This window comes from Myxococcus qinghaiensis (assembly GCF_024198215.1).
Taxonomy (GTDB): Bacteria; Myxococcota; Myxococcia; order Myxococcales; family Myxococcaceae; genus Myxococcus; species Myxococcus qinghaiensis.
In genome coordinates, this window is the sequence record NZ_JAKCFA010000007.1 from 114,325 (window position 1) to 139,659 (window position 25,335).

At 68.6% G+C, this 25,335-nt stretch carries 24 protein-coding genes; 11 read left to right on the forward strand and 13 right to left on the reverse strand.

Features of this window, described 5'->3' with window-relative positions; all coding sequences use genetic code 11:
- The first annotated feature begins 52 nt into the window (after window positions 1–52).
- A complete protein-coding gene (locus LZ199_RS14450) occupies window positions 53–3,520 on the forward strand; it encodes a methylmalonyl-CoA mutase family protein (RefSeq protein WP_253994266.1) in 3,468 nt (1,155 codons plus the stop codon).
- A gap of 47 nt (window positions 3,521–3,567) precedes the next feature.
- On the opposite strand, the gene LZ199_RS14455 is transcribed toward LZ199_RS14450, so the two are convergent.
- The 3 genes from LZ199_RS14455 to LZ199_RS14465 form a co-directional block, all read right to left on the reverse strand.
- Window positions 3,568–4,062, reverse strand: coding sequence for a hypothetical protein (locus tag LZ199_RS14455; protein ID WP_253994267.1), 495 nt, complete (start codon window positions 4,060–4,062; stop codon window positions 3,568–3,570).
- Window positions 4,063–4,582: 520 nt separating this feature from the next.
- On the reverse strand, window positions 4,583–5,419 hold the full coding sequence (locus LZ199_RS14460; RefSeq protein ID WP_253994268.1) for a hypothetical protein: 837 nt from the start codon (window positions 5,417–5,419) through the stop codon (window positions 4,583–4,585).
- A gap of 229 nt (window positions 5,420–5,648) precedes the next feature.
- A complete protein-coding gene (locus LZ199_RS14465; protein WP_253994269.1) occupies window positions 5,649–6,242 on the reverse strand; it encodes a TetR/AcrR family transcriptional regulator in 594 nt (197 codons plus the stop codon).
- A 61-nt stretch (window positions 6,243–6,303) separates the two neighbouring features.
- On the opposite strand from LZ199_RS14465, the gene LZ199_RS14470 reads away from it, so the two are divergent.
- Both LZ199_RS14470 and LZ199_RS14475 read left to right on the forward strand, forming a co-directional pair.
- Window positions 6,304–6,726 carry a PaaI family thioesterase gene (locus LZ199_RS14470; protein WP_253994270.1) on the forward strand — a complete coding sequence of 141 codons (423 nt, stop codon included), beginning with the start codon at window positions 6,304–6,306 and terminating at the stop codon, window positions 6,724–6,726.
- Entirely contained in the window at window positions 6,723–7,262 is a 540-nt protein-coding gene (locus tag LZ199_RS14475; protein WP_253994271.1) for a pyridoxamine 5'-phosphate oxidase family protein, read from the forward strand. The genes LZ199_RS14470 and LZ199_RS14475 overlap by 4 nt, the downstream gene beginning before the upstream one ends.
- Before the next feature lie 87 nt (window positions 7,263–7,349).
- On the opposite strand, the gene LZ199_RS14480 is transcribed toward LZ199_RS14475, so the two are convergent.
- From LZ199_RS14480 to LZ199_RS14510, 7 genes are all read right to left on the reverse strand, one after another.
- On the reverse strand, window positions 7,350–8,846 hold the full coding sequence (locus LZ199_RS14480; protein WP_253994272.1) for a DEAD/DEAH box helicase: 1,497 nt from the start codon (window positions 8,844–8,846) through the stop codon (window positions 7,350–7,352).
- 300 nt (window positions 8,847–9,146) lie between these two features.
- On the reverse strand, window positions 9,147–11,252 hold the full coding sequence (fusA, locus tag LZ199_RS14485; protein WP_253994273.1) for an elongation factor G: 2,106 nt from the start codon (window positions 11,250–11,252) through the stop codon (window positions 9,147–9,149).
- Between the two features lie 458 nt (window positions 11,253–11,710).
- The gene (locus LZ199_RS14490) at window positions 11,711–12,466 is read right to left on the reverse strand and encodes a hypothetical protein (RefSeq protein ID WP_253994274.1); all 756 of its coding nucleotides are present in this window, start codon (window positions 12,464–12,466) and stop codon (window positions 11,711–11,713) included.
- Window positions 12,463–13,236: a hypothetical protein gene (locus LZ199_RS14495; protein WP_253994275.1), complete on the reverse strand. Its 774-nt coding sequence runs from the start codon at window positions 13,234–13,236 to the stop codon at window positions 12,463–12,465. The genes LZ199_RS14490 and LZ199_RS14495 overlap by 4 nt, the downstream gene beginning before the upstream one ends.
- A gap of 2 nt (window positions 13,237–13,238) precedes the next feature.
- The gene (locus LZ199_RS14500) at window positions 13,239–13,718 is read right to left on the reverse strand and encodes a hypothetical protein (RefSeq protein WP_253994276.1); all 480 of its coding nucleotides are present in this window, start codon (window positions 13,716–13,718) and stop codon (window positions 13,239–13,241) included.
- 102 nt (window positions 13,719–13,820) lie between these two features.
- Window positions 13,821–15,017, reverse strand: a complete 1,197-nt coding sequence (locus LZ199_RS14505) for a cyclic nucleotide-binding domain-containing protein (RefSeq protein ID WP_253994277.1) — start codon at window positions 15,015–15,017, stop codon at window positions 13,821–13,823.
- Window positions 15,018–15,155: 138 nt separating this feature from the next.
- A complete protein-coding gene (locus LZ199_RS14510) occupies window positions 15,156–15,653 on the reverse strand; it encodes an FKBP-type peptidyl-prolyl cis-trans isomerase (protein WP_253994278.1) in 498 nt (165 codons plus the stop codon).
- A 165-nt stretch (window positions 15,654–15,818) separates the two neighbouring features.
- On the opposite strand from LZ199_RS14510, the gene LZ199_RS14515 reads away from it, so the two are divergent.
- From LZ199_RS14515 to LZ199_RS14545, 7 genes are all read left to right on the forward strand, one after another.
- Window positions 15,819–17,015, forward strand: a complete 1,197-nt coding sequence (locus tag LZ199_RS14515; protein ID WP_253994279.1) for a metallophosphoesterase — start codon at window positions 15,819–15,821, stop codon at window positions 17,013–17,015.
- 103 nt (window positions 17,016–17,118) lie between these two features.
- Window positions 17,119–17,661, forward strand: coding sequence for an RNA polymerase sigma factor (locus LZ199_RS14520; RefSeq protein WP_253994560.1), 543 nt, complete (start codon window positions 17,119–17,121; stop codon window positions 17,659–17,661).
- Entirely contained in the window at window positions 17,661–18,326 is a 666-nt protein-coding gene (locus LZ199_RS14525; protein WP_253994280.1) for a DUF1109 domain-containing protein, read from the forward strand. The genes LZ199_RS14520 and LZ199_RS14525 overlap by 1 nt, the downstream gene beginning before the upstream one ends.
- The gene (locus LZ199_RS14530; RefSeq protein WP_253994281.1) at window positions 18,323–18,652 is read left to right on the forward strand and encodes a Carotenogenesis protein CarS; all 330 of its coding nucleotides are present in this window, start codon (window positions 18,323–18,325) and stop codon (window positions 18,650–18,652) included. The genes LZ199_RS14525 and LZ199_RS14530 overlap by 4 nt, the downstream gene beginning before the upstream one ends.
- 61 nt (window positions 18,653–18,713) lie before the next feature.
- Window positions 18,714–19,475, forward strand: coding sequence for an RNA ligase family protein (locus tag LZ199_RS14535; RefSeq protein ID WP_253994282.1), 762 nt, complete (start codon window positions 18,714–18,716; stop codon window positions 19,473–19,475).
- A complete protein-coding gene (locus LZ199_RS14540; RefSeq protein ID WP_253994283.1) occupies window positions 19,472–20,668 on the forward strand; it encodes a non-canonical purine NTP pyrophosphatase in 1,197 nt (398 codons plus the stop codon). Before LZ199_RS14535 ends, LZ199_RS14540 begins: the two co-directional genes overlap by 4 nt.
- Before the next feature lie 85 nt (window positions 20,669–20,753).
- A complete protein-coding gene (locus LZ199_RS14545) occupies window positions 20,754–21,581 on the forward strand; it encodes a nucleotidyl transferase AbiEii/AbiGii toxin family protein (protein ID WP_253994284.1) in 828 nt (275 codons plus the stop codon).
- On the opposite strand, the gene LZ199_RS14550 is transcribed toward LZ199_RS14545, so the two are convergent.
- Together LZ199_RS14550 and LZ199_RS14555 are read right to left on the reverse strand one after the other, a co-directional pair.
- Complete coding sequence (locus LZ199_RS14550) at window positions 21,565–23,361, reverse strand: hypothetical protein (RefSeq protein WP_253994572.1); 1,797 nt, start codon at window positions 23,359–23,361, stop codon at window positions 21,565–21,567. The genes LZ199_RS14545 and LZ199_RS14550 overlap by 17 nt on opposite strands.
- A gap of 59 nt (window positions 23,362–23,420) precedes the next feature.
- On the reverse strand, window positions 23,421–24,572 hold the full coding sequence (locus LZ199_RS14555; RefSeq protein WP_253994285.1) for an AI-2E family transporter: 1,152 nt from the start codon (window positions 24,570–24,572) through the stop codon (window positions 23,421–23,423).
- Window positions 24,573–24,689: 117 nt separating this feature from the next.
- Between LZ199_RS14555 and LZ199_RS14560 the strand changes: the two genes are divergently transcribed.
- A complete protein-coding gene (locus LZ199_RS14560; RefSeq protein ID WP_253994286.1) occupies window positions 24,690–25,163 on the forward strand; it encodes a hypothetical protein in 474 nt (157 codons plus the stop codon).
- Window positions 25,164–25,193: 30 nt separating this feature from the next.
- Here LZ199_RS14560 and LZ199_RS14565 read toward each other — a convergent pair whose 3' ends face one another.
- A complete protein-coding gene (locus tag LZ199_RS14565; RefSeq protein ID WP_141649535.1) occupies window positions 25,194–25,310 on the reverse strand; it encodes an aminopeptidase in 117 nt (38 codons plus the stop codon).
- Window positions 25,311–25,335 lie beyond the last annotated feature (25 nt).

The window sequence follows — 25,335 nt, forward strand, 5'->3', positions numbered from 1 at the left end:
GCCCCGCTTCAATCGCTTGCCCGACACCCACCGCGCTCCTACTGTACGCGGCGTGAGAAACGTTCAGTTGACCCCGGTTCCCGGGCCCTACAAGCCGCGATTCCATGTGCGAATCGTGACGGCCGCCTCCCTGTTCGACGGGCATGACGCGGCCATCAATGTCATGCGCCGGCTGATGCAGGCCTCGGGCGCCGAAATCATCCACCTGGGACACAACCGCTCGGTCTCCGAGATTGTCGACTGCGCCATCCAGGAGGACGTCCAGGGCATCGCCATCACCTCCTACCAGGGAGGCCATGTCGAGTTCTTCAAGTACATGATCGACCTGCTGAAGCAGCGCGGGGCGAACATCAAGGTCTTCGGCGGCGGTGGCGGCACCATCCTCCCCTCCGAAATCGATGAACTGCATGCCTATGGCGTGACGCGCATCTACTCCCCGGACGACGGCCGCTCCATGGGCCTGCAGGGGATGATCGACCACCTCATCCAGGAGTGTGACTTCGAGAAGCGCCCCGCGGATTACGGGCCGGCCGTCGCCGCCATGCCGGTGCGCGACTCGATGAAGATCGCCTCGCTCATCACCATCGCGGAGAACTTCGCGAGCGCGGGTGATGCGCTGCGCGACGCGATGACGAAGCTGAGCGCGAAGCAGCCGCGCGTGCCCGTGCTGGGCATCACCGGCACCGGTGGCGCGGGCAAGTCCAGCCTCGTGGACGAGTTGGTGCGCCGCTTCCTCACCGACTTCCCGGACAAGACGCTGGCGGTGCTGTCCGTGGACCCGTCGAAGCGCAAGTCGGGCGGCGCGCTGCTGGGCGACCGCATCCGGATGAACGCCATCGACAACCCGCGCGTGTACATGCGCTCCATGGCGACGCGGCAGAGCAACCTCGCGCTGTCCAAGCACGTGGGCGACTCCATCGAGGTGTGCAAGGCCGCGGGCTTCGACCTCATCGTGGTGGAGACCTCCGGCATCGGTCAGTCCGACACGGAGATCATCGAGCACTCGGACGTGTCGCTGTACGTGATGACGGCCGAGTACGGTGCGGCGACGCAGCTCGAGAAGATCGACATGCTCGACTTCGCGGACGTCATCGCCATCAACAAGTTCGACAAGCGCGGCTCGCTGGATGCGCTGCGCGACGTGCGCAAGCAGTGGAAGCGCAACCACAACGCGTTCACCACGGCGGATGACTCGGTGCCCGTGTACGGCACCATCGCCTCGCAGTTCAATGACCCAGGGATGAACCAGCTCTACCGGGCCATCGTCGACACGGTGGTCCGCAAGACGGGCGCTCCGCTCCAGTCGCACCAGGAAGCGACGCCGGGCATGAGCGAGAAGAAGTGGATCATCCCGCCCGAGCGCACCCGCTACCTCGCGGAGATTGTCGAGACGTGCGAGGCGTACGACAAGTTCGCGCGCTCGCAGGCGGCGGTGGCGCGGCGGATGTATCAGCTCCACGGCACCATCGAGGCGCTGCGACAGAACGTCGGCAAGAAGCGCCTCGAAATCGTCGAGCCGAAGGACACCTCCGACGTGGTGCACGTCACCGAGCGCGTCGAGGGCGAGCCCGCGTACCTGAGCGAGCTGGTGGAGCTGTACAAGGACCTGGAGTCCCGGCTGGATCCGGACTGCCGCCGGCTCCTGAGTGAGTGGCCCGCGACGAAGCGGCGCTACGCGGCGTCCAAGTACCAGTACCAGGTGCGCGACAAGGTCATCGAGCTGGACCTGTTCACCGAGTCGCTGTCACACCTGCGCATCCCGAAGATCGCCCTGCCCCGCTACGAGGACTGGGGCGACATCCTCATCTGGCTGCTGAGGGAGAACGCGCCGGGCGCATACCCGTTCACCGCGGGCGTCTTCCCGCTCAAGCGCGAGGGTGAGGACCCGGCGCGCATGTTCGCGGGTGAAGGCGGCCCGGAGCGCACCAACAAGCGCTTCCACTACGTGTCGCGTGGACTGCCCGCGAAGCGACTGTCCACGGCGTTCGACTCCGTCACGCTGTACGGCGAGGACCCGGACCACCGGCCGGACATCTACGGCAAGGTGGGCAACTCCGGCGTGTCCATCGCCAACGTGGACGACGCGAAGAAGCTCTACTCGGGCTTCGACCTGGCGGACCCGGCGACGTCGGTGTCGATGACCATCAACGGCCCCGCGCCGATGCTGCTCGGGTTCTTCCTGAACGCGGCGGTGGACCAGCAGTGCGAGAAGTGGATTCGCGCCAACAACAAGGTCGACGAAGTCGAGCAGAAGATCGACGCGCTCTACCGGGAGCGTGGCGTGCCCCGGCCCCGGTACCAGGGCGACCTGCCTCAGGGGAATGACGGGCTGGGCCTGCTGCTGCTCGGCGTGTCGGGCGACGAGGTGCTGCCCCGCGACGTCTACGAGAAGATTCGCGCGGCGACGCTTCAGCAGGTGCGCGGCACGGTGCAGGCGGACATCCTCAAGGAGGACCAGGCGCAGAACACCTGCATCTTCTCCACGGAGTTCGCGCTGCGGGTGATGGGCGACATCCAGCAGTACTTCACCGACAAGAAGGTGAGGAACTTCTACTCGGTGTCCATCTCCGGCTACCACATCGCGGAGGCCGGGGCGAACCCCATCTCCCAGCTGGCCTTCACGCTGGCCAACGGCTTCACCTTCGTCGAGTACTACCTGTCGCGCGGGATGCACATCGACGACTTCGCGCCCAACCTCTCGTTCTTCTTCTCGAACGGAATGGACCCGGAGTACGCGGTGCTGGGCCGCGTGGCGCGCCGCATCTGGGCGAAGGCCATCCGCGACAAGTACGGCGGCAATGACCGCTCGCAGAAGCTGAAGTACCACATCCAGACGTCGGGCCGTTCCCTGCACGCGCAGGAGATCGCCTTCAATGACATCCGGACCACGCTCCAGGCCTTGCTGGCGCTCAACGACAACTGCAATTCGTTGCACACCAACGCGTACGACGAGGCCATCACCACGCCCACGGAGGAGAGCGTGCGGCGCGCGCTCGCCATCCAGCTCATCATCAACAAGGAGTTCGGGCTCTCCAAGAATGAGAACCCCAACCAGGGCGCGTTCATCATCGATGAGCTGACGGACCTGGTGGAGGCGGCGGTGCTCACGGAGTTCCGCGCCATCTCCGAGCGCGGCGGCGTGCTGGGCGCGATGGAGCGCATGTACCAGCGGTCCAAGATTCAAGAGGAGTCGCTGTACTACGAGATGCAGAAGCACGACGGGACGCTGCCCATCATCGGGGTGAACACGTTCCTGGACCCGAAGGGCTCTCCGACGGTGACGCCGCCGGAGGTGATTCGCGCGACGAAGGAGGAGAAGGACTACTCCATCACCGCGAGGGACGCCTTCTGGAAGCGCAACGCGGCCACGGCTCCGGAGGCGCTGGAGGCGGTGAAGCGCGCGGCGCTCGACAACGGCAACATCTTCGCCGCGCTGATGGACGCCTGTAAGGTCTGCACGCTCGGCCAGCTCTCCCGCGCGCTGTACGAGGTGGGCGGGCAGTACCGGCGCAACATGTAGTGCTCAGGGGCCCCGCGCGAATCGGGGCCCCTGCACTGCGGACGGACTCATTCGCGGCGAAGCTCCCCTTCGATGGCAGGCGCGAGCAATGTGAGTCCCTGGCGTCGGATTGCATAGAGCGCGTAGCCCAAGGTCCAAATGGCCAGGAGCGGCTCGAACGGATTCGGCAGAGGCCCCGGGACGAGGCCATCAGGAAGAGCGAGCCTTCCGCCCACGGCACGCCAGGCGGCATCCAAGGCGAAGTCGACACGAGCCTCCGCGCGGACATTGAACCTCGATTTGAACGCCGTGCGGGACTGGGTGAAAGCGCGATTGTACTCCGCCGAGGCCACGGCATCCGCGAACAGCGTGCGCTGAATCAAGCTGCGCGCGGGGTCCTTCGCGGGGCCGATTCGCGAAGGGTCAATGACTCGCCAGGCGATCCTCATCGGAATCGGAGCACCCCAGGGCGCCAGCCGTCGAGCCACTTCCGCCGCATGAACTTCCGCCTGGGCAATCCCAATGGGGTCTCCCGCTAGGGCGAGGCACTCGTCCACCGTCATGGGGTGCTCGAAGGCCTCTCCCCCTTGAACCTTGAAGACCCGGTCCTTTCCCATTGGCTGGGCCAGTCCGCATGCGACGAGTGCGCTCCACGCGGCATGCACATCCGCCAGTCCTCGCACGAGCCTGCTCGCCTCAGCCAACTGGGAGCGCTCTGGGCGAAGTACGCGGTCAACGAGCGTAGTAACAGCGGTCTCGGTCAATGCACCAGGAGCCATCGGCTTCACTAACGTCGCACGGACACGCCCGCAGTGTCAGCCCACCGGCGCCTCGTCGCCGCCCAGTCAAACGAACCAGGGGAGACGATGAAAAAGGGCGGCGCCCTTCTCCACCTCGTAAAGGAAGCCACGCCGGACCGGGTCCTCATCGGCAACGCGCTGGGCAGACTCAGCAACTGGGCCCGACATTCCGATGTCGTCGGATGTGTCACCAGAATTCCTCCTCGATCCATCGAGTCTTGAAGCAGGTCTCACGTAAGCCCACTCACCGAGCACTGCTCGCTCCCGCATCGAAGGATCCCACCTACCGCGTGCCCGCGTCAGCAACTCCTGCGTCAGCCCTTCCAGAATTGCCCGTACCCGCATCGCCCGCTGCTGCGTCAGCGGAATCACCTGTGCCAGATCCTGCATCATCCGCTCCAGCATCACCCGGTCCGGCGTCTGTCGCGGCAGATGACTTGAACGCCCCTTCGGCATACTTGATCATCATCAATCGAGCCTGGGTGTTTGCCTCCTGCCGATCTGAAATCCATTGACTTCGTGCCGCCATGCAGATTGCAAAGGCCGCATCAGAAGACTGACTGGCCATACCCAGCGAAGCGGTAGACGAGGCCTTGGCGGCGGAAGAGCTTCTCTCCAGACCGAAAATCCCGATACCCAGGGCAACGAGGCTACCTCCCAGTGTCGCGAAATCTTCGAATGTAGCCTTGCCCTCCGTCATCATCTTGGTTCCCGCCACCGAACCAGCCAACCCTGCCCCCAGAAAGACAATCCCCTCAGCAGCCCACGCATTCGATGTACGCGCGGCATGCTGTTCGATGTTTCGACAGTACGCCCAGCCATCGCGCATCGGGTACCGAATCCGCTTGGAGTCATAGACAACCCCACCATCAACACCGCCATCCAAGCCCCCCACGACAACGACAGTTCCCGCATCCAGGAGCACATCCCCACCGTCCGCATCAACGCCATCCGGATAGAGCGCAAAGTAACGCGCTGCCAGCTGTCGCTCATCTGGAGTCGGAGAATCAATCACTGGAACAAAGTTCGGGAATGGCCCATGAATGCTCTGGAACCAAGAGCAGCCAACACACGCAACCGAGACACCCAGGCTCAGCAGGACTTTGGCTCGATAGTGCATCACACCCCCATGACATGCGCTGACGCATGAGTATCACGCCCACGCCAAATCATGTCCATACCCGCACCTCCGGGTAAACCCGACCCCTGTCATTTCCCACCCAGCCAATTAAACGCATACATCCAGCCCGATCAACGAAGGGAACGCCGAACGCCAGCGAGTGCAAACTCACGAGCGTCTGCACCTCCTGTGACAGGCATCACTGCCGACGCTCATCGTCCAGGCGACTTCACGATCGTGACCGCTTCTCCACGGACTGCCACGCGGCGCGCGCAAGCACCGGAATGGCCGCACGCAAGTCCGTCTTCGTCCGTCCCGCGAGCCAGTCGCGCACCAGTTCTTGTGCCGGCCCGCGAAGGATGGCGAGGAAGAGCTCGAAGGGCATCTCCTCGAATGCGCCGTCCCGGACGCGCGCCTGCCACCACTCCTTCAGCTGCCGGAAGAAACCCTTGTTCTGCTCGCGGATGCTCGCCTCGGCCGCGACGACCGCTTCGACGCCTCGCGCGCCCATGAGGAAGCGCGTCGCATCCGGCCGCGCCAGCGTCCACTCCAGGTGATGCCGCACGAGCGCCTCGACGCCCTCACGGGCTCCTGGCTGTGACTTGAGCACCTCCACCACTCCTGACTGGTACTCGCCCAGGACCTCCAGGTAGAGCGCCGCGGCAATCGCGTCCTTGCTCTCGAACAGGTGGTAGATGCTCCCCGTGCTGGCCCCCGAGCGCTCGCGGATGGCCGCCAGGGTCGTCCCCTCGACGCCCCGCTCCAGGAAGCACTCCAGCGCCGCCTTGAGGACCTCTTCTCGCCGGTGACCCGGGTTGCGCATCCCTCCACCTTACTTTAGAACATCATTCTAGAACGATATTCCAAACAGCGAGGAGGTCGCCGTGGAGTCACTGATGGAGATGGGTCAGCAGGTGCTCAAGCAGCAGGCGTTCAGCACGCTGATGGGGACCCGGCTGGTGCATCTGACGAAGGGCGAGGCCGTTCTGGAACTTCCGCTGCGCGCGGAACTGGGCCAGCAGCACGGCTTCGTGCACGGGGGCGTGCTCAGCTACATGGCCGACAACGCGCTCACCTTCGCGGGAGGCTCGGCGATGGCTGCGCCCGTCGTCACGTCGGAGTTCAAGATCAACTACGTGCGCCCCGCCCAGGGCTCCATGCTCATCGCCAGGGCTCGCGCGCTGCACGCCGGACGCAGGCAGTCCGTCTGCCACTGCGACGTCTTCGTCGTCACCGAGAAGGGAGAGACGCTGGTCGCCGTGGCCCAGGGCACCATCGCGGCCATGGCACCTCGCGAGGAGTCATGAACTCCGCCACGCAGCCCGCGCCCAAAGGCCCACCGAGCACAACCCCAGCGCTGCACGAGCAGTGGCGCCAGGTTCGTCAGTTGTTCTCCAGGGCCTTCGCCAGCTCCCTGCACTTCGCCATCGCCAGCGTCGATGCGCGCGGAGCACCGCACGTGACGCCCATCGGCTCGGTGCTACTGGGTGAACCCGGACGGGGCATCTTCTTCGAGGTCTTCGCGCGACAGCTCCCGACGAACCTCACGAAGGACTCCCGGGTGAGCATCCTCGCCGTGGACAGCGGCAAGCTGTTCTGGCTCCGCTCACTCTTCGCGGGGCGCTTTGCTCGCCCACCCGCACTGAGACTCGTGGGGCACGTGCTCGGCCCACCCCGACGCGCCACACCCGAGGAGCAACAGCGCTTCGCGCGACGTGTGCGGCGGCTCCGGTGGCTCAAGGGCCACGCGCGACTCTGGAGCCAGCTCGACCATGTGCGGGATTTCGAGGTCGAACGAATCGAGTCCGTCCACCTCGGGGCCATGACGGCGGGCCTGTGGTAACGGCCCACCCGTCACCGCCAACAATCACCTTCGGGGCCCCGTGAGCACGTCGAGCGCGCATCACGGGCCCTCAAGGGGACTTTCAGCTCACAGCCACTTCGACGTCTGACGACGCGCGGGCGGCTCGGCGACCTTCGCGGGAGCCGGCGCCGGACCCGAAGAGCGCGACGGAGCGCTGCCCCCACGAGATGGAGCATTGCCACCGCGCGACTGCTGTCCACCGCCACGACCCGAACCCGCGGAGCCGCCACCACCCCGCGCGGAACGGCCCCCTTCGGCACGTCCCTGGCCTCCGCCACCACCCCGGCGACGACGCGACGAGTTGCCGGGCTGATTGCCACGGCCACCGCCACCACCGCCCTGCCCGCCCCGCGACTGCCCACCGCCGTTCGAGCTGCGCGCGACAGGCTCGTCCACCGAGGCCGAGGCCCCAGGACGCGGCGCCGCGAGGCCCGAGCGGTACGGATGCTCCTCCACCACCGGCACGCTGCGGCGGATGGTCCGCTCGATGTCGCGAAGGTACGCGCGCTCCTCACCGTCGCAGAAGGACACCGCGGTGCCCGTGGCGCCCGCGCGGCCCGTGCGGCCGATGCGGTGCACGTACTGCTCCGGCACGTTGGGCAGGTCGTAGTTGACGACGAAGCTCAGCCCGTCGATGTCGATGCCGCGCGCCGCGATGTCCGTGGCCACCAGTACCCGGAGCGAGCCGTTGCGGAAGTCGTCCAGCGCACGCTCGCGCGCGTTCTGGCTCTTGTTGCCGTGAATCGCGGCGGCCGTGACTCCGGAGCCCTCGAGCTGCTTGGCCACCCGGTTGGCGCCATGCTTGGTGCGCGTGAAGACCAGCGCCCGCTCAATCTTGCCGTCCTTCAAGAGGTGCGTGAGCAAGCCGCGCTTCTGCTCGCGCTCCACGAAGTACACCTGCTGAGCGACAGTCTCCGCCGTGCTGGAGACCGGCGTCACCTCCACGCGGATGGGGTCCGTGAGGATGTTGCGAGACAGGTCGACAATCTCCGGCGGCATCGTCGCGCTGAAGAAGAGCGTCTGCCGCTTCGAGGGCAGCGCCTTGATGACCTTGCGCACGTCATGGATGAAGCCCATGTCGAGCATGCGGTCCGCCTCGTCGAGCACGAACACCTCGAGCGAGCGCAGCGACACGTAGCCCTGGTCCATCAGGTCGAGCAGGCGGCCAGGCGTCGCCACCAGCACATCCACGCCACTCTTGAGCGCCTGCACCTGCGCGCCCTGGCCCACGCCGCCGAAAATCACCGCGTGGCGCAGCGGAAGGTTCTTGCCGTACGTCGCGAAGCTCTCGCTCACCTGCCCCGCGAGCTCTCGCGTGGGAGTGAGCACCAGGCAACGCACGGGACGCGCGCCCCCGGTCGGCGCCTTGGCGGACAGACGCTGGAGAATCGGCAGCGCGAAGGCCGCCGTCTTTCCCGTGCCCGTCTGGGCCACGCCGAGCACGTCCTTCCCAGCCAGGGCGTGAGGAATCGCCTTCATCTGGATGGGCGTAGGAGTGGTGTACCCCTCCGCCTTGACCGCGCGCAGGAGGGTGTCGTGAAGCTGCAGTTCGTCGAAAGTCATGGATTCCTAGTCGAAGTGAGTCTGCTTCCTCGCAAGGCAAGGAAGCCCGCGCAGCGAGCCCAATCGAGTTCAATATCGAGGGCACCTGGCGGTGCGCGGTCCGGCCCGGCCGGCCGACCCGCTTGAGAATGTCGGAGAACAGGGGGGTCCTCCCTCCCATTCCACGCATTCGGCCGCGGACCCTGCCCTCTCCCGGGTCGGATGTCCCGTGAAATCGAGCCCTTGACAGCCGGTTTGTGGAATGGCGGGCGAAAAAAGAGGGCCCCGAGTCATCCACCTCGGGGCCCTCTTCACCCTCCGTCACGCCCGCGCTTCGGACAGTGACGCCTGGAGCACGTCTGGCAGGGGCTCATACGTCCCCAGTCGCATGCTCGCCTGGGCCCGGCCCTGCGTCCTGCCCCGCAAGCCCGTCACGTAGCCGAAGAGGCTGGCCATGGGCACCCGCGCGGACACCACGCGGGCATTGCCCCGCGTCTCCATCCCCAGCACCCGACCTCGCCGCGAGGCCAGGTCTCCCAACACCTCGCCCACGTACTCCTCGGGCGTGGTGACCTCCACGTCCATCACCGGCTCCAGCACCTGCACGCCCACCCGCCGCACCGCCTCCTGGAGCGCCAGGGAGCCCGCCATGGCGAACGCCTGCGGGGTGGAGTCGCGCACGTGCGTGTCTCCATCCACCAGTCGGACCTCCACGTCGACGAGCGCCACGCCGTCCCGCACGCCGCGCTCCATGGCCCCCGCGACACCCTTCTGGATGGCGGGCACCAGCTCCCTCGGAATGCTGCCGCCCTTCGTGTCGTCCACGAAGACGAGCCCCGCGCCTCGCGCCGCCGGAGCCACGTCCAGCACCACGCGCGCATACTGTCCGGGCCCGCCCGTCTGACGGACGTGCCGGTACTCCTGACGCACGGCGCGCTTGAGCGTGTCGCGGTAGGCCACCTTGGGCTGTCCCACGCGAGCCTCCACGCCGTACTCCGTCCTCAGTCGGTCCACGACCACCTCCAGGTGAAGCTCACCCATTCCGGACAGCAGCACCTGGCCGCTCTCCGGGTCCACGCCCACGCGCAGCGACGGGTCCTCCGCCGCCAGTCGATGCAGGCCCTCTTCCAGCTTCGGCAGCTCCGCGGGCGACTTCGCCTCCACGGCGAGGTGCACCACGGGCTCCGGGAAGCCGAGCGACTCCAGCACCACCGGTGCCTCGGGGTCGCTCAGCGTGTCTCCCGTGCGCACGTTCTTCAGGCCGAGCGCCGCCGCGATATCTCCCGCATGGACTTCCGAGACCTCCTCCCTGCGATTGGCATGCATGAACATCAGCCGACCCACGCGCTCCCGCTTGCCCGTGGCGGGATTGAGCAGGACGGTGCCCGCGCGCAGCGTGCCCGAATAGACACGCAGGAAGACGATGTTGCCCACGTTCTTGTCACTCATCATCTTGAACACCAGCGCGGCCGGAGGACTGTCGTCCGCCGGTTCACGCGAGGCACGTTGCTCCGTGCCCGGCACCAGTCCCTCCACCGCCGGAAGGTCCGAGGGCGCGGGCAGGTAGTCGACGACGGCGTCCAGCAGCATCTGCACTCCCTTCTTCTTGAACGCCGAGCCGGCGAGCACCGGCACCAGCGTGCGCGACAACGTCCCCGCGCGCACCGCCCGCACCAGGTCCGCTTCCGTGATGTCTTCCAGCCGCCCGTCCACGAACTTCTCCATGACGCCGTCGTCCACGTCCGCCGCCGCTTCAATGAGCCGCAGGCGCAGCGTCTCCACCTGCTTCCGGACCTCCTCCGGCACGGACTGCTCCTCGTGGTACTCGCCGCCCTCGCCGTCGAAGCGGAGCGTCTTCATGCGCACCAGGTCCACGAGGCCCTGGAACTCCGACTCACTGCCGAGCGGCCACTGCACCGCCACGGCGCGAGCGCCCAGGCGCTCACGGATGGACTCCAGGCTCATGGCGAAGTCCGCGCCCACCTTGTCCATCTTGTTGATGAAGGCGATGCGCGGGACGCCGTAGCGGTCCGCCTGACGCCACACCGCCTCCGACTGGGGCTCCACGCCCTGGCTTCCGTCGAACACGGCCACCGCGCCGTCCAGCACGCGCAGGGAGCGCTCCACCTCGATGGTGAAGTCCACGTGTCCCGGCGTGTCCAGGATGTTGATGCGATGGGGCGTGCCCGTGGAGGGCCCGTGACGAGGAGACCAGAACGCGGTGGTGGCCGCGGAGGTGATGGTGATGCCGCGCTGCTTCTCCTGCGGCAGCCAGTCCATCTCCGTGGAGCCGTCATGGACTTCGCCCGTGGAGTGGATGCGACCGGTGAAGAACAGGACGCGCTCGGTGAGCGTCGTCTTGCCCGCGTCGATGTGCGCCATGATGCCGATGTTGCGATACCGCTCGATGCGAGTGCTGCGGGACATAAAGGACTCCTGTTCCCGTCGGGCAGCGAGGCCCGCGGGTTGGAAAATGATTGAGGAGCCGGTTGGAGACACGACGGGCGTGGAGTCGTCAGGCGCACGCACGCGCGACTTGCCGGAGGGGCTCGAAGGGCCCGCTCAGGGACGCGTGAGGACACACGACGGCTCAGACGGAGCCATGGCGGAACCGGGCTTCACGACACGCGGGAACCAGCGACCCGCGCACCGGAAGGACTCCGGCCCGCCTGCTCAAATGTCGAGCAGAACCTCGTGACGGGGGGAAAGGCACACGTCCGCCGCCGGCGCGGGGAAGCGCGCAATCAGCAGGGCAGTGAAGGAGACGGGCCTCATGATGCGTATGAGTTAAGACAGACGACAGCCATTGTCAACTCACGCCCCTGGATGCTCGGCGCAACCGCGTGCGCAACGCGGGTGAGCGATGCGCATCGGCCCGGTCCGGCTCAGAGTTCCGCGTCCTTGCACAGGTCGTCCTGCAGCTCCGTGAGCGCCTTGCGGGTGCGCATGGGCTGGCAGGTGTTCGCCAGGAAGGAGGAGGAGGCGCCCACCGTGGCCGCCTTGAGCTTCGCGCCCAGCGCCGCCCAGCACCGCTCGAAGGCCACCTTCCTCGCCTCCGCCGCGCGAGCGTCGTCCTTGGGCAGGTCCAGCGCCGCGAGCACCGTCTCCCCGAGCGCCTCGTCCTTGCAGGCTTCGGAGTCCTTGCGCTCCCCCACCGCCAGGGCGAAGAGCGGCATCGCCACATACGCGAAGCGGCCCTGCCTCACGAGCCGGGCGGCCTTCAGCGCGGACTCCGGCCCGGTGCCCACCGCGAGCTGTTGATACGTCTCGACACAGTCGCGCCCCTCCTTCGCGAGGCAGCGCTCCAGCCCCTTCACCGCGCTCGCGTCACGCACGGCGGTATAGGCCGGGGCCTTGGTGAGGAAGGCATACCGCTGGCCCAGGGTGTGCGCCTTCCGCGCCGCTGCGAACGGCTCCTTGTCCGTGGGCGTGACGGCCTCGACCTCCGCCGTCGCGGCCTCGGTGACCAGGCCTCGCCAGGCCTCCGTGCGCGTCGCGGGGGGAACCTCCTCCGCGCGCTCCAGCAGCTCCGCCCAGGCCTGCTGGGAGGACAACGCCTGGAGGTCCGCGAGCGTCGCCGGAGGCTTCGCCACCGCCACCGTGGACATCAGACAAGCCATCACCACCGCGTGTCGCTTCATCGTCCAAGCCTCCCGCCGAGAAACGCCGCCCCGGTGGCCGCGCCCTCGCGGACCGTGGTGAAGATGAGCGTGGAGCCGCTGCGCTCCAGCGCGAGCGCCGGCCCGAAGCGACACGACAGCACAGTGACGTCCTTCAGCGCGGCACAGCGGGTCCGCGCCTGGGTGAGCAGCGGTGCGCAGGCGGCCCAGACATCCACGTCGGCCATCACCGTGTCATCGAAGGTCTTCCAGTCGAAGCTGAAGCTCGCCGACGTGCCACAAGCACCACGCAGCGCCGTCAGGGACTCGGCGGCGCGCGCGGTGTACTTCTTCTCCAAATGGGGCCACGCCTTCTTCTCGAAGGCGGCGACCCTCCCGGACTCACGTTGCAGGGTGTGCGCGGTGAGGACCTCGGAGGCGGACGCGGCATCCGTCGCCTCTTGATTGAACCGCACGCGGAAGGCGGGCTTGCCCGGCACATAGACCTCGAAGACACCGCTCTCACGCTCGGACGCCAACACCCAGTCCGCACCGCGATGACGGGCCACGTAGTCGACACCGGCCCGGGTGCTCCGCGCCTTGCAGCGCACCGCGAGGCCATCATGTTCGGAGTCGGCACCGCGAAGCTGGAGCACCGCCGCCGCCGACTCGCGAGGAGCCAGCATGACGACCTCCAACGTCTGTCCGTCCTTGCCCCGGTAGACCTTGAGCGACAGGGCCTCCAGGGACTCCGCCTCCACGGCCGCCTGGGCCACGAGCAGCGCGAACATCACCGCCAGCCTCCGCGCCATGGTCAGTTCAGCGCCTTCTCGAGCACGGCCTTGGTGTTGTCCTCGATGTTCGTGTGGTCCTTCCCCATGCGGTACGTGAGGGTGCCCTTGTCGAGCGAGATGTTCGCCTGCGTCGCCCCGTTGACGCTGGTGTCCTTCTTGTCCGCGGGCTTCACGCCACTGAACAGGCACGACAAGCTGGTGACCTTCTTCGCGATCGACTTCTTGTACGCCGGGCGCTCACACAGGCTCGTCACCCCGTTGATCGCCGCTTCACAGTACGAGCTGAAGCTCGTGCCCGACCAGTCCTCCGGCTTGAAGTTCTGGAAGTCCGTCTTCACGGCGAGCTTCGTGCCGCACTTTTCGTTGGCGGCCTTCAGCGCCTCGGCGGTCGCCTCCTCGAAGGAAGCCTTGGCCTCCTCCTGCGCGGGCTTCAGGTCCTCTTCGGCGAAAGCGGACATCGACAGCAGGGTCACGACGGCGAACACGAGCTTCGAAGACATGCGGAGCTTCTCCTTGGAGATAACGACATCCGCGAGTTTCGAAGTGTCCTGCTCCTGACGCAAGATTGTCCCAGCTCAACCCTACCGGCGGAGGTGTTTCTCTCAGGCGCTGAGAGCCCGAACGCGTGCGGCGAGGTTCTGGGTGAAGAGCCGGTAGATGCGCAGCGCGGCGGCCTCATGCGTGTCCAGGTAGTGCTGGAAGCCCGCGCGGGTGATGCGCAGCGCGCGGACGGCGGTGCGCGCTTTGACGCGGGCGGACACGGGCGCGTCCTGGACCAGCGAGATTTCTCCCAGATAGGCCCCGGGCCCGAGCGTGTTGAGCCGGCGCGCGTCGTCCTCCGTGCCGCTGAAGACATCCACGGTGCCCTCCAGCAACACGAAGAGGCCCACGCCCGCGGCGCCCTTCTCCAGCACCACCGCGCCCGCGGGGATGAGCACCTGTCGCGCCACGCGATACAGGTCCTTCATGTCGTCCAGCGACAGCTCGCCGAAGATGGGAATCGCCTTGAGATACCCGTAGCCGTTCGCCTCGGGCGACGCGCGCTGGGAAGGCAGCCGCGCGATGACGGCCTCCGCCTCCGCGTCCATGCCCATGCGGCGCAAGAGGCGCGCCTTCTCCGCGGCCAGCGCGGGGTCGCCCCGAGCGACCTCCGAGCCCCGCATCGTGTCCGCGAGCAGCGCCAGCGCCCTGCGCGTGAAGCCCTCCGCGTCCAGCAACATGCACATGCGCAGCACCGACTCCACGTGCCGTCCATCGCCCGCCGGCACGCTGCCCAGCGCCTCCACCTCCGCGTGGGGCTGACCCAGCTCGCGGTAGATGAGCGCCGCCTCGAAGGGACGGCCCAGGCGGACCAGGCACTGCGCCACCGGCTCTCGCGCGCCCAGGCCCCGGTAGACATCCAGCGCCCGCTCCAGCGCGCCACCACGCTCGAAGGCGGCGGCGGCACGGTCCGCTTCACCCGCGCGCAGCCAGGCCTCCGCCGCGTCCACGTACTGGCCGCCCTGGACGTAGAGCGCCGCCATCCGCGAGTCCTCGCCGCAGCCCACCAGGAGCCGCGCGGCGCCGGAGAAGTCCCGCGCCCACCGCAGCACCTCCGCCAGCTGCTTGCGCACCTCCGGAGGCGTCGCCGCCGCGTCGCGCAGCAGCCGCTCGCGCTGCGCGGAGCCCAGCTCCTCGTAGAGCCTGGCCGCCGTCGCGGCCGACTCCAGCCCCATCAGGGATTGCAGCGCCTGGAGCGTGCCTTCCGCACTGGCTCGTTCCCCGTTCGACTCGGGCACTTCCGCCTCGGACCCTGACATTGCGCGTCCCCCTGGCCGGGAGATGAGACCCCCACATCGGCAACCCTACCCGAGGGCCCCGACGTCCCGGCAGACGTGCGCCGCCTATATCACCCCTCGCCGGCTCCCGAAGAATCCAGGCCGGCGAGGAGCCTCTCGTCAGCGGACGAGGATGAGCTCCGTGTCGAAGACGAGCACCGAGTACGGCGGAATGGCGCCCGAGCTGCCCTGCGACCCGTACCCGAGCGAGGACGGGATGACGAGGCGGCGCTTGCCTCCCACGCGCATGCCGGCGATGCCCTGGTCCCACCCCTTGATGACGGCCCCCTGGCCCAGGGTGAAGTCGATGGGGGACTTGCCCGCGGACGAGTCGAACTTCTTCCCGTCCGGCAGCCAGCCCGTGTAGTGCACGTAGACGCGCTTGCCCGAGGTGGCCACGTCACCCTCGCCCGGCGCTCCCAGGTCCTGGGTGTAGAGGCCGCTGGAGCTGAGCGTCATCGCCGCCAGGTCCACGTTCAGGCTCTCCGCGTACGTCACCTTGGTGGGGTCGCCATTGTCCGGGTTGCCCGTGTCCGGCGTCGGCGTGTCCACTTCATCGCTGTCGCAGCCCGCGAGGGGGAGCATCAGGGCGGCGCAGAGCAGCAGGGAGCGAAACATGGGGGCCTCGGAAGGAGTGTGCCGGAGTCCGGCGCTGAACGGACCCCCAGCCTGCCCCGGAGCGCCTCCTCACGAAAGCAGAAGCGTGACCGCCTGCCTGCCGACAGGGCCCCCGGAGCGAATTGCACGGGCGCCCCCGGCACGCTTCCGCTATGCAGGAGCACGATGCCACGCTGGCTCAGCCTCCTCTTGTTCCTCGTCCCGGTCCTCGCGGTGATGGCGACCGCGCACGTCTACCTCTACCGCCGGCTGGTGCGCGACCAGACGGCGCGACGCGGGCTGCGGCTCGGCGCCCAGGTCCTGTTCGGCGTCGGCTTCCTGGGGGCCGTCGGCTTCAGGCTCCTCGGCGGCCTGTTCCCCTCCGAGTTCGGGCGCATCATCGGAATCGGCCTGCTCGTGTGGATGGGGCTGGTGCTGTACCTGCTCCTCTTCACGCTCGCCGTGGAGCTCGGCCAGCGCGCCGTCTCACGGTGGCGCGCGCGACGCACCGCACTCGCTCCCGAGCTTCGCTCACAACCGCCCTCCCCCGAGCGCCGGGCCATCCTCACCGGAGGACTGGCCGTGGGCGCGGGGCTCGCGGGTGCTGGAGTGAGCACCTTTGGCGCGTGGCGCGCATTCCACCCTCCCGACGTGCGCGACATCCCGGTGCGCCTGCCCCGGCTGCCGCGGGCCCTGGATGGGTTCTCCCTGGTGCAGCTCACCGACATCCACATCGGAGACGTGCTCCAGCGACACTTCGTGGACGAGCTGGTGGCGCGCACCAACGCCCTGAAGCCGGACGTCATCGCCATCACCGGGGACCTGGTGGATGGGAGCGTGGAGCGTCTGGGTGCCTACGTCGCGGGCTTCGGCGCGCTGCGCGCCCGGCACGGCGTGTTCTTCGTCACCGGCAACCATGACTACTATTCTGGCGCATCGTCATGGGTGGCCTACCTGGAGCGACTGGGCATCACCGTGCTGCGCAACCGCGCCGTGGACATCGGCGAGACGGGTGCGTCCTTCACCCTGGCCGGAGTCGACGACTGGAGCGCGGCCCGGATGGGCGAGCCCGGGTACGACCTGGACGCGGCGCTGCGAGGCGTGAATCCGGACCGGGCCTCCGTCCTCCTGGCACACCAGCCGTCCAACTTCGACGAGGTCGCCCGGCGCGGGGTGGGCCTCCAGGTCTCCGGCCATACCCACGGGGGGCAGATGTTCCCTGGCAACCTCATGGCCGACGCCATCTGGGGACAACGCAACGCGGGACTCAGCCGCACGGGCGACTCGCAGATCTACGTCAGCCGGGGATGTGGTTTCGTCGGGCCGCCGATGCGCGTGGCCGCGCCGCCGGAAATCGCGCGGCTGGTGCTTCAGCCCGGGTGAGCACGCCCGGCATCGTCCGTGATTACGACGGGTTGGGTGGCGTGGAGCACGCGGGTTCCAGGCTGGAAACATATTTCAGGGCGGGCCGTCCATGAGCCGGGTGATGGGGAGTCCCTCGGACGAAGAGCTCATGGAACGGTTCTGCGATGGAGCACCAGACGCCTTCGAGGCCCTCTTCGCGCGCCACTCCGGCCGCGTGCAGGGCTTTCTGACGCGCATGGTTCGCGACGGCTCGCTCGCCGAGGACCTCTTGCAGACCACCTTCCTGTCCGTCATCCGCGCCCGGGGTCGCTATGAGCCCGGCACCCGCTTCGTCCCCTGGCTGATGACCATCGCCGCCAACGCCGCGCGCGATTCGCTGCGTCATCGTCAGCATGTGGAGTCCTACTCCTCGGGCGAGGGCACAGGCGCCCCCACATCCGTGCCCCCACCCTCCGGGGACCCCGCCCTCCGCCGCCACCTCCTGGACGCGCTGCAGAGTCTTCCGCCGGACCATCGCGAGGCGGTGGTGCTCAGCAAGGTGGAAGGCTGGTCGTTCGAGGAGATTGCCTCGCTCCGGGGCATCAGCGCGGGCGCCGCGCGACTGCGGGCACACCGTGGCTACGAGAAGCTCCGTGAGCTGCTCAGCGGGCTGGGAGAGGCGTGATGAAGCCGCCCATCGACATCGACGCCCTTCTCAAGGAAGCGCCCCCCGCGCGGAGCAGCGCGCTCGAACGCGCCCTCGCGAGCGCACGCGGAGAGCTGGCCCTGCGCGAGCCGGTGCGGCCCTGGCGCACGCAGGCCGTCTGGATGATGGCGTCCTCCGGTGGGCTCGCCGTGCTGGTGGCCTGCGTCATGTTGGCCATTGGCGCGCTCACCCCCCCGGCCCTGCTGGCGCGCGTTCCCCTGCTGCTGCTGTTGCTCCTGACCAGCGCCGTCTGTGCCTGGGGCGCGCTGTCCCCGCGTGGACGGGGTCTGCGTCGAGCCGGCGTGGGGTTGGCCATGGCCTGCGCGGCGACGTTGGTGCTCGCGCGGGGCTCGCCCAGCACGACGCCGTCCCTGCCTGCCTGGGTGTGCACGGTGAGCCACCTGGCCGTGGGCGCGGCGCCGCTCGTGGTGGCGCTGTGGATGCTGCGCGGCGCGGCCTTCCAACCCCTGCGCGCCCTGTGCGCCGGGTTGTCCGTCGGCACGACGGGAGCCTTCGTCGGTGAGCTGGCGTGCGAACAGGACTGGCGTCACGTGGCCACCTACCACCTGTTCGCGTGGGCGCTCATCTGTGGGGTGGCCCTCGTCATGTCTCGCTCCCTCAAGCCCCGCTCCTACGCCCCATGACCCTGGACCCCTCTCTCATCGTGAGCACGGACGTGGACGGAGCACCGGTGCGAATCGGAGAGCACGTCACGGTCGTCAGCACTTCCTCGGACGGCACCATCAGCCCGGGGTTCCTCGGTCGCACCGGCACCGTCGTGGCGCTCGTCTACGACGACCCCAGCCGCCAGTACCCCGCGGATCCGCTCATCCAGGTCCGAGTGGAGGGGCTGGGTGAAGACCTCTTCTTCCCGGACGAGCTGGAGGCCCCCTGGGTGAGGCAGCGCGTCCCCCGCCAGCGCGGTGAGGACCGGGAGCACGCCGAGCCCCGCCTGCACCGCGTGCAGTAGCACCCGTCGTACTCGCGGCGACGCGCCAGCATTCGTCTGAAGCAGCGGGCATAGTCCAGCGGTGGTGACCTCCCTGGACGACACTCCGCGCCCCCTGGGTCGCAAGGCCTACGGTTCGATTCCGCACCTGCCCGGCTCCCGCACGGGGCCCGCGGACAAGCACCTGTCGTTGGCGCTGGCGCGCATCTGCACCGAGCGTCTTCGCGACGAGAAAGACCACGTCGTCGTCCTGGAGAAGCTGGACGGCTCCTGTGTCGCCGCCGCTCGGCTGGGAGACGATATCGTCGCCCTGGGCCGCGAGGGCCGGCTCGCCGCCCACTCTCCCAATGAAGCCCGCCAGCTCTGGTCCGCCTGGGTCGCCACCCACACGGAGCGCTTCCTTGCCGTGCTCCAACCTGGCGAGTGGCTGGTGGGAGAGTGGCTCGCGCTCGCGCACGGCACCCGCTATGCGCTGACCCATGAGCCCTTCGTCGCCTTCGACCTGATGCACCAGGGCACGCGCCTGCCCTGGGCCCAGCTCACCTCCCGCGTCCAGGCAGGCGGGTTCATCACCCCGGGCGTCATCCACAAGGGCGGAGCGCTGGACATCGACACCGCCATGGCACGCCTGCCAGCAGGCGGGTTCCACCACGCGCTGGACTCCGTCGAAGGGGCGGTGTGGCGACTCGAGCGCCAGGACGGCGAGGGTGTCAGGGTGGAGCTGCTGACCAAGTATGTCCGTCGCGACAAGGTGGACGGGAGCCTCCTGCCAGAGAATACGGGGCGGCCCGCCATCTGGAACTGGCGCCCCTCGGCGCGCCCACCCAAGGACGTGCTCCCGTGACTCGGGCCATCTTCGTTACCGGCAACCAACACAAGGCCGACGAGGTCTCCCGGCTGCTCGCGGGCCTCGACATCATCTGGCAGAAGCGGGCCCTGCCTGGGCTCACCGCGGCGGAGGATGGGACTTCCGCGCCGCTGGACCTCGCCACCATCGCGAAGCGCAAGGTGCTGGCCGCCCACGCGCAGCTTGGCGTGCCGTGCTTCGTGGAGACCACCGCGCTGGAGCTGGACGACGGCGAGGCCTTCACCGGTGCCCGCTTCAAGAAGGAGCTGCTGGGGCTCGGTGAGCGCGCCTTCCTCGCGAAGAACGGCGGCCGTCGGGGCCGCACCCGCGTGGCCGTGGCCTTCTCCGAGGATGGGCACCCGGACCGCGTCGCCCTCTTCGAGGACTCCATCGAAGGCATGCTGCTCACCGAGCCCCGGGGCGACGGTGGCTATGGCTGGGACGGCGCGTGGCTACCGGACGGCTACCAGCGCACGCTTGGGGAGATGGCCCGCAACAAGTTCTTCCTCAACATGCGGCACCGTCCCTACCTGGAGCTGGCGGACCGACTGCGCGTCGCGTCTCCCGGTGGCGCCTACGAGGCCCACCTCACCGTCTCCGCCCGCACCGAGGAGGACCTCCAGCGCTTCCGCGCGTTCTGCGACGCGGCCTCGGCGAAGTGCATCTTCATCGAGCTGGGCCGGGGTGCCGAGCCCTTCCAGCCCATGACGGCCTCCTACCACCACGGCACGCTCCGACAGGCCCTGGAGGAAGTGAGGGGCATGGCGCGCGCGCTCGCGAGCCAGGGCTTCGACGTGACGCGCATGAAGCTGGAGGCGCTCGGGAAGAACCGCGACATGCCCGAGGACGACGAGACAGCGTGCGCCCAGCCCGCCAACTACTTCGAGTTCCATGTGAAGGCATTGATTCCCACCAGCGGCGAGGGCCTGGATGCCCTACAAGCCCGCTGCACGCGGCATGGCGCCCACCTGTCTCGCAACGCGCGGAAGATTCGCGAGGACGGCGCCAGCGAGCGCTTCGTCACGCTGCGCGTCTATCACCTGGGCAAGGCGAACGCGGATGCGCGCTTCAACGCGCTGCTGGAGGACCTGTCCGGGCTGGGCCTGACGCTGACGCAGCGACTGCGGGAGTTCACCGTCTACGACTCCAACCTCGGGCTGGACAGGGGCTGGCTGGAGGCCTCGCCGTGAGCGCGCATTCACTCTCCCTGCGCGCGGGCATCGCCGTCCTGTGCTCCAACCTCGGGCTGGACCGGGGCTCGCTGGAGACCTCGCCGTGAGTGCGCACTCGCTGCCCCTGCGCGCGAGCGTCGCCGTCCTGCGCCGCCTCGCGCGCTCACCAGAGGTCTCCACGCTCATCCTCCGGGGCGGGCTGATGATGCGCCGGTGGAGCGGCCCGGTGCCTCGTCCCGTCGAGGACCTGGACTTCCTCGCGAGCTTCCCCTTCGACAAGCACGCGAGCGTCGACCGGATGGAGCGACTGCTGCGCGACGACGCGGGAGATGGCTTCACCTTCGGCGCCCTGCGCTCCGAGGTCATCTGGGAGGAGACGGAGTTTCCCGGCGTGCGCATCCACGTGGAGACGCGGCTGCCCGGGGTGGAGTCGGCCTTCGAGCTGCGCATCGACCTGGGCTTCGGCGACCCGATGGACCCTCCGCCCTCGTGGATTGACTACGAGTCCTCCGACGCCGCGCCCGCGCGCGTCCTCGCCTGTCGTCCGGAGACGCTGCTCGCGTGGAAGGTGCACGGCCTCTTCGAGCGCGGCAAGGGCCGGTTCCGCCCGAAGGACCTCTTCGACACGTACCTCCTCACGCGGTACGCGCCGCTGGAGGCGGAGCTGCTGCCTCACGCGCTGCGGCTCGCCTTCGCCGCGCGCGGAGACTCGCTGGAGGTGATGGAGCGGCTCATCGGTGGCGAGTTCGGCCGCAGCCCGTGGAGCCTGGAGAAGTGGGCACGCTACCGGGCCAGTGAGCCGGAGGGGCGCCCCGAGCAGCTCGCCGACGTGGTGACGGCCGTCGCCCAGGCGCTGCGTCCCATCTGGGAAGCGGCGCGAGAACTTCCGCCCTCGCGCCTTGAAGCCCGCCGCGTCAGTACGACGCGGTGAGGCCCCAGTGGATGCTGGAGTACGTGTCCTCGGCCACGCCTCCGTTGTCCCAGCCCGTCCGCGTGCCGAGGCCGCTGAAGGTGTCCTTGTAGCGCGACACCTTGAAGCGCACCTGGTAGCCGAACGGGCCCCACAGCTCGCCGGCCACGCCCAGCTCCGCCTCCCAGCCGAACGTCGACACCGAGGTACCGTAGTCACTCACTTCCAAATCCAACGCGCCGCCCTCGTCGTCGAAGCCCTGCCCCGGCTTCGGGCTGATGAAGAGCTGTCCCGCGGCCTCCAGGCGCACCTGACGAATCAGCGGCACCGACACCTCCAGGCCCACGGCGGGGTACAGGCGGTGCGTGCCGGAGAGCGGGCTGGCGGCGGACTCGTCCACGTCGAAGGAGCGCGTCAGCAGGCCCGCGCGCGCGCCCGCGTAGCCGAGCTGCTCATGTGCCGAGCCCAGGCCGAAGTAGTAGCGGTACATCGCCTGCGCGGTGAGCACCGAGTCGGTGGCCACGACTTCGCGCGTGACGGACTGCCCCGCGTCGTTGAACAGCGTCACGTTCGTGGACGCATACCCGCGCCGATAGCCCAGCACCGCACCCAGGCCTCGCAGCGGAGAGGTGTGTCGCGCCAGCGGCAGCAGCTCCAGCTCCGCGGAGATGCCCAGGTACGGCACCGATGACTCGTAGTCTGAGCGATCTCCGAGCTGCTCGTCCTCGCTCTTGCGATCAAACTCGTCACACGACTTCACGCCCGGGCGCGCGCAGTACTTGCGCCACGTCGTCGTGCCGCCCAACGTGAGCCGGGCCAGCGGCGGACGCACGGGCTCCTTGCCCACGGTGCCACCCGAGCCCGTATCCAGCGCCACCTCCAGGAACGGATCCGTGGAGGTGTGGGACTCGGGGTCCTCCTCCATGGGAGGCGGCCCGTCCGTCGGCTGCGGGGCGATGGCCAGGGCCTCCGGCGTCTTCGTCTCGGGCACCTTCGCGGGGGGAAGCGGCTTCGGCGACTCGATGGGCCGCTCCGCCACGGGCGCGGGCTCCACCGGCCTGGGGGCCTCCATCGGAGCTTCCTCGACCTTCGCGGGCGGCTTCGGCGGCGGGGCCTCGGCGACGACGGGCGGAGGTGCCACCGGCTCCGCGGGCTTCATCGGCTCGGTGGGCGTGACGCCCGCGGGAGGCTCGAAGGCGCGCGTCGGAGCCGACAGCGACTCGACGACGGCGAGCACCGCGCCCTTCGCATCGGCCGAGGACAGCTTGCCCTTCGTCAGCTTCACGTCCTGCTCACCCAGCACGGCGCCGCTCGCGTCCAGCACGCGCACCGTCAGGCCCGACGGACCCACCGTGCCGGTGACGGCCGCGTCCAGCTTCATCCTCGGCGCCACGGCGGCCAGACCCTGGTCCGTGAAGAGGGCGGCGCCCTTCAGCCCGTCCTTCTTCGCCAGCGTCGCGTACTGCTTGAGCGATTGGACCTTCACCTGCTTCGAACGGCGCAAGGCGGACTCGAGCTGTCCGCGCACCTTCCCGCCGCGATCACCCTCCAGCGTCAGCACGACGAGGCGCTTGGGCTCCTCCTTGGGAGTTGCCCCCTTGGGGGAAGTCGCCCCCTTGGGCGCGGCCGCCTTCCGAGTCTTGACGGCCTTGGCCTTGGGCTTCGCCTTGGGCGCCACCACCTGGGCCGGGGCCGCGCGCTTCCTCTTGACGACCTGCGCCAGCGCATCCGGAGAGGCCAGCGCCACCGCCACGAAGAGCACCAGGCCCCAGCGAACCATCGCGTGTTGGGTGTTCATCATTCAGGAGTGGAAGGTTCACCCACCCCGCATGCGAAGTCCAGGCTTGCCCGGCTGTCCGGTCAGGCGTTGAGGTGCGCCGGAGCCCCCACCACCGTCTGGCCAGGCACGGGGGACGACTCCGAGTCCATCCCACGCTCCTCCTCCGAGCGGTCCACCTCCGCGACGTACTGCGCGCGGCCGATGCCCAGGAAGTCTCGCCGGTAGATGCGCACCATCGCCATGAAGATGGAGGCGATGAGCGGCCCCACCAAGAGGCCCATCATCCCGAACACCGCCAGCCCGCCGAACATCGACAGGAAGACGAGCAGCGGGTGCAGGGCCATGCGCGAGCCACACAGCCGGGGACGGATGACGTTGTCGATGCTCCCCACGAGGAACGCTCCCCAGGCCAGCAGGAAGACGCCCTCGCTCACCTGGCCCACCGCGATGAGCACCGCGCCGATGGGACCCCACACCAGCGCCGTACCGCCCACCGGCACCAGCGCCACCAACACCATGGCCGCGCCCCATACCCCGGCGTGCGGCACCCCGGCGATGAGCAGGCCCACGAAGCCCACCGCGCCCTGGACGATGGCGGTGATGGTGTTGCCGTAGACAATCGCGTAGGCGACGTCGGTGAACTCGCGCGAGAAGGCCTCGAAGTAGCGGCGATCCAACGGAATCAACCGCGTGACTTCCGCCACCAGCCGGCGACCATCCAGGAAGAAGTAGTACATGGCCACCGTCATCAGGAACATGTTGATGACCAGCTCCGTGCCCGCGCCCACCAGGTCCTTCAGCAGCGCCGCGCCGCCCGTCACCGCCGCCATCAGCGAGCGCTCCGTCTCCGCGCTCTCCAAGTCCAGGCGGATGTAGCGGCTCAGGCCCCGGGGCAGACTGGACGCGAACTGGTGACGCAGGTCCACCCGCTCCAGCAGGTCCTGCGCCTGCCCCACGAACTGGAACACCTCGCGCGCCACCATCCACCCCACCAGCGCCAGCGGCGCGAGGATGAGGAAGAACACCGTGAGGGTGGACAACCCGGCGCAGAGGGGCTTGCGGCCCCGCAGCTTCTGGCACAGGTAGTCCTGGACCGGCATGAACAGGACCACCAGGAAGCCGCCCAACAACACGGGCATCAAGAACGGCAACAGAATCCTGGAGAAAAGAATCAGCGCGAGCGCAAACAGCGCCGCGAACACGTAGTTCGACCACCGCCGCGAATCAGCCACCGCCCCACCCCACCCCGCCCGACGAGCCCACTGCCCACCCCCAACCTAGGAATCGCGCTTCCCGCCGGGAAGTCCGACACCCCCCACATGAAAACACCCGCTCTGAATACTGGACGTTTGACTCTCACCGGCGTCGCCGCGCTGGCCCTCGCCCTGGGACTGGGCGCCCCGGGCTGTGGAGATGGCGCCTCGCCCTGCACCGATTGTCCGCCCCTGGAAGGCCGCTACCGGATGAACTTCGGCGACGGCGGCGTCCCGGCCGACTGCATCCTGCTGGGCGTGGAGCTGCCCCGGGGCAGGCCGCTGGACATCACCCGCTCCGGAGACCGCCTCATCGGCAATCTGGAGGGCGTGGGGCTGCTGGGGAACGTGTCCGCGGAGGGCTCGTTCACCCTCGCCGGCTCACTGGGCGGAGCCATGGATGGCGGGAGGATGGACACCCTGAGCCTCGCCGGTCGCTACACGTCCTTCGAGGGGGACGGCGGCACGGCGCGACTCGATGGGACGTATACCGGCAACTACTCTCGCCCGAGCGGAACGGCGCCCCAGCGGTGCAGCCTCATCACTCCGTTTTCGGCGACCCGGGAATAGCGCCACGGGCCGCCAACGGAGGCGACGGGACTACTTCTTCTTGCTCTCGGCGGCCTTCGCTTCGGCCTTGTTCTTCTTGGCCCGCTTCTTCCAGGCCTGCTTGATCTTCATCTGCACGCGGCGGTGCTTGCTCTTGCTGCGGGCCATCGTTGACTCCTGTGCTCCGGTATGG

Excerpts from the sequence above, each read along its gene's own strand:
- LZ199_RS14455 (WP_253994267.1), bottom strand. The coding sequence starts at position 4,062 with ATGACGGTGGACGAGTGCCTCGCCCTAGCGGGAGACCCCATTGGGATT.
- LZ199_RS14460 (WP_253994268.1), bottom strand. The coding sequence starts at position 5,419 with ATGCACTATCGAGCCAAAGTCCTGCTGAGCCTGGGTGTCTCGGTTGCG.
- LZ199_RS14465 (WP_253994269.1), bottom strand. The coding sequence starts at position 6,242 with ATGCGCAACCCGGGTCACCGGCGAGAAGAGGTCCTCAAGGCGGCGCTG.
- LZ199_RS14475 (WP_253994271.1), top strand. The coding sequence starts at position 6,723 with ATGAACTCCGCCACGCAGCCCGCGCCCAAAGGCCCACCGAGCACAACC.
- LZ199_RS14480 (WP_253994272.1), bottom strand. The coding sequence starts at position 8,846 with ATGACTTTCGACGAACTGCAGCTTCACGACACCCTCCTGCGCGCGGTC.
- fusA (WP_253994273.1), bottom strand. The coding sequence starts at position 11,252 with ATGTCCCGCAGCACTCGCATCGAGCGGTATCGCAACATCGGCATCATG.
- LZ199_RS14490 (WP_253994274.1), bottom strand. The coding sequence starts at position 12,466 with ATGAAGCGACACGCGGTGGTGATGGCTTGTCTGATGTCCACGGTGGCG.
- LZ199_RS14495 (WP_253994275.1), bottom strand. The coding sequence starts at position 13,236 with ATGGCGCGGAGGCTGGCGGTGATGTTCGCGCTGCTCGTGGCCCAGGCG.
- LZ199_RS14500 (WP_253994276.1), bottom strand. The coding sequence starts at position 13,718 with ATGTCTTCGAAGCTCGTGTTCGCCGTCGTGACCCTGCTGTCGATGTCC.
- LZ199_RS14505 (WP_253994277.1), bottom strand. The coding sequence starts at position 15,017 with ATGTCAGGGTCCGAGGCGGAAGTGCCCGAGTCGAACGGGGAACGAGCC.
- LZ199_RS14510 (WP_253994278.1), bottom strand. The coding sequence starts at position 15,653 with ATGTTTCGCTCCCTGCTGCTCTGCGCCGCCCTGATGCTCCCCCTCGCG.
- LZ199_RS14515 (WP_253994279.1), top strand. The coding sequence starts at position 15,819 with ATGCCACGCTGGCTCAGCCTCCTCTTGTTCCTCGTCCCGGTCCTCGCG.
- LZ199_RS14520 (WP_253994560.1), top strand. The coding sequence starts at position 17,119 with ATGGGGAGTCCCTCGGACGAAGAGCTCATGGAACGGTTCTGCGATGGA.
- LZ199_RS14525 (WP_253994280.1), top strand. The coding sequence starts at position 17,661 with ATGAAGCCGCCCATCGACATCGACGCCCTTCTCAAGGAAGCGCCCCCC.
- LZ199_RS14530 (WP_253994281.1), top strand. The coding sequence starts at position 18,323 with ATGACCCTGGACCCCTCTCTCATCGTGAGCACGGACGTGGACGGAGCA.
- LZ199_RS14550 (WP_253994572.1), bottom strand. The coding sequence starts at position 23,361 with ATGATGAACACCCAACACGCGATGGTTCGCTGGGGCCTGGTGCTCTTC.
- LZ199_RS14565 (WP_141649535.1), bottom strand. The coding sequence starts at position 25,310 with ATGGCCCGCAGCAAGAGCAAGCACCGCCGCGTGCAGATGAAGATCAAG.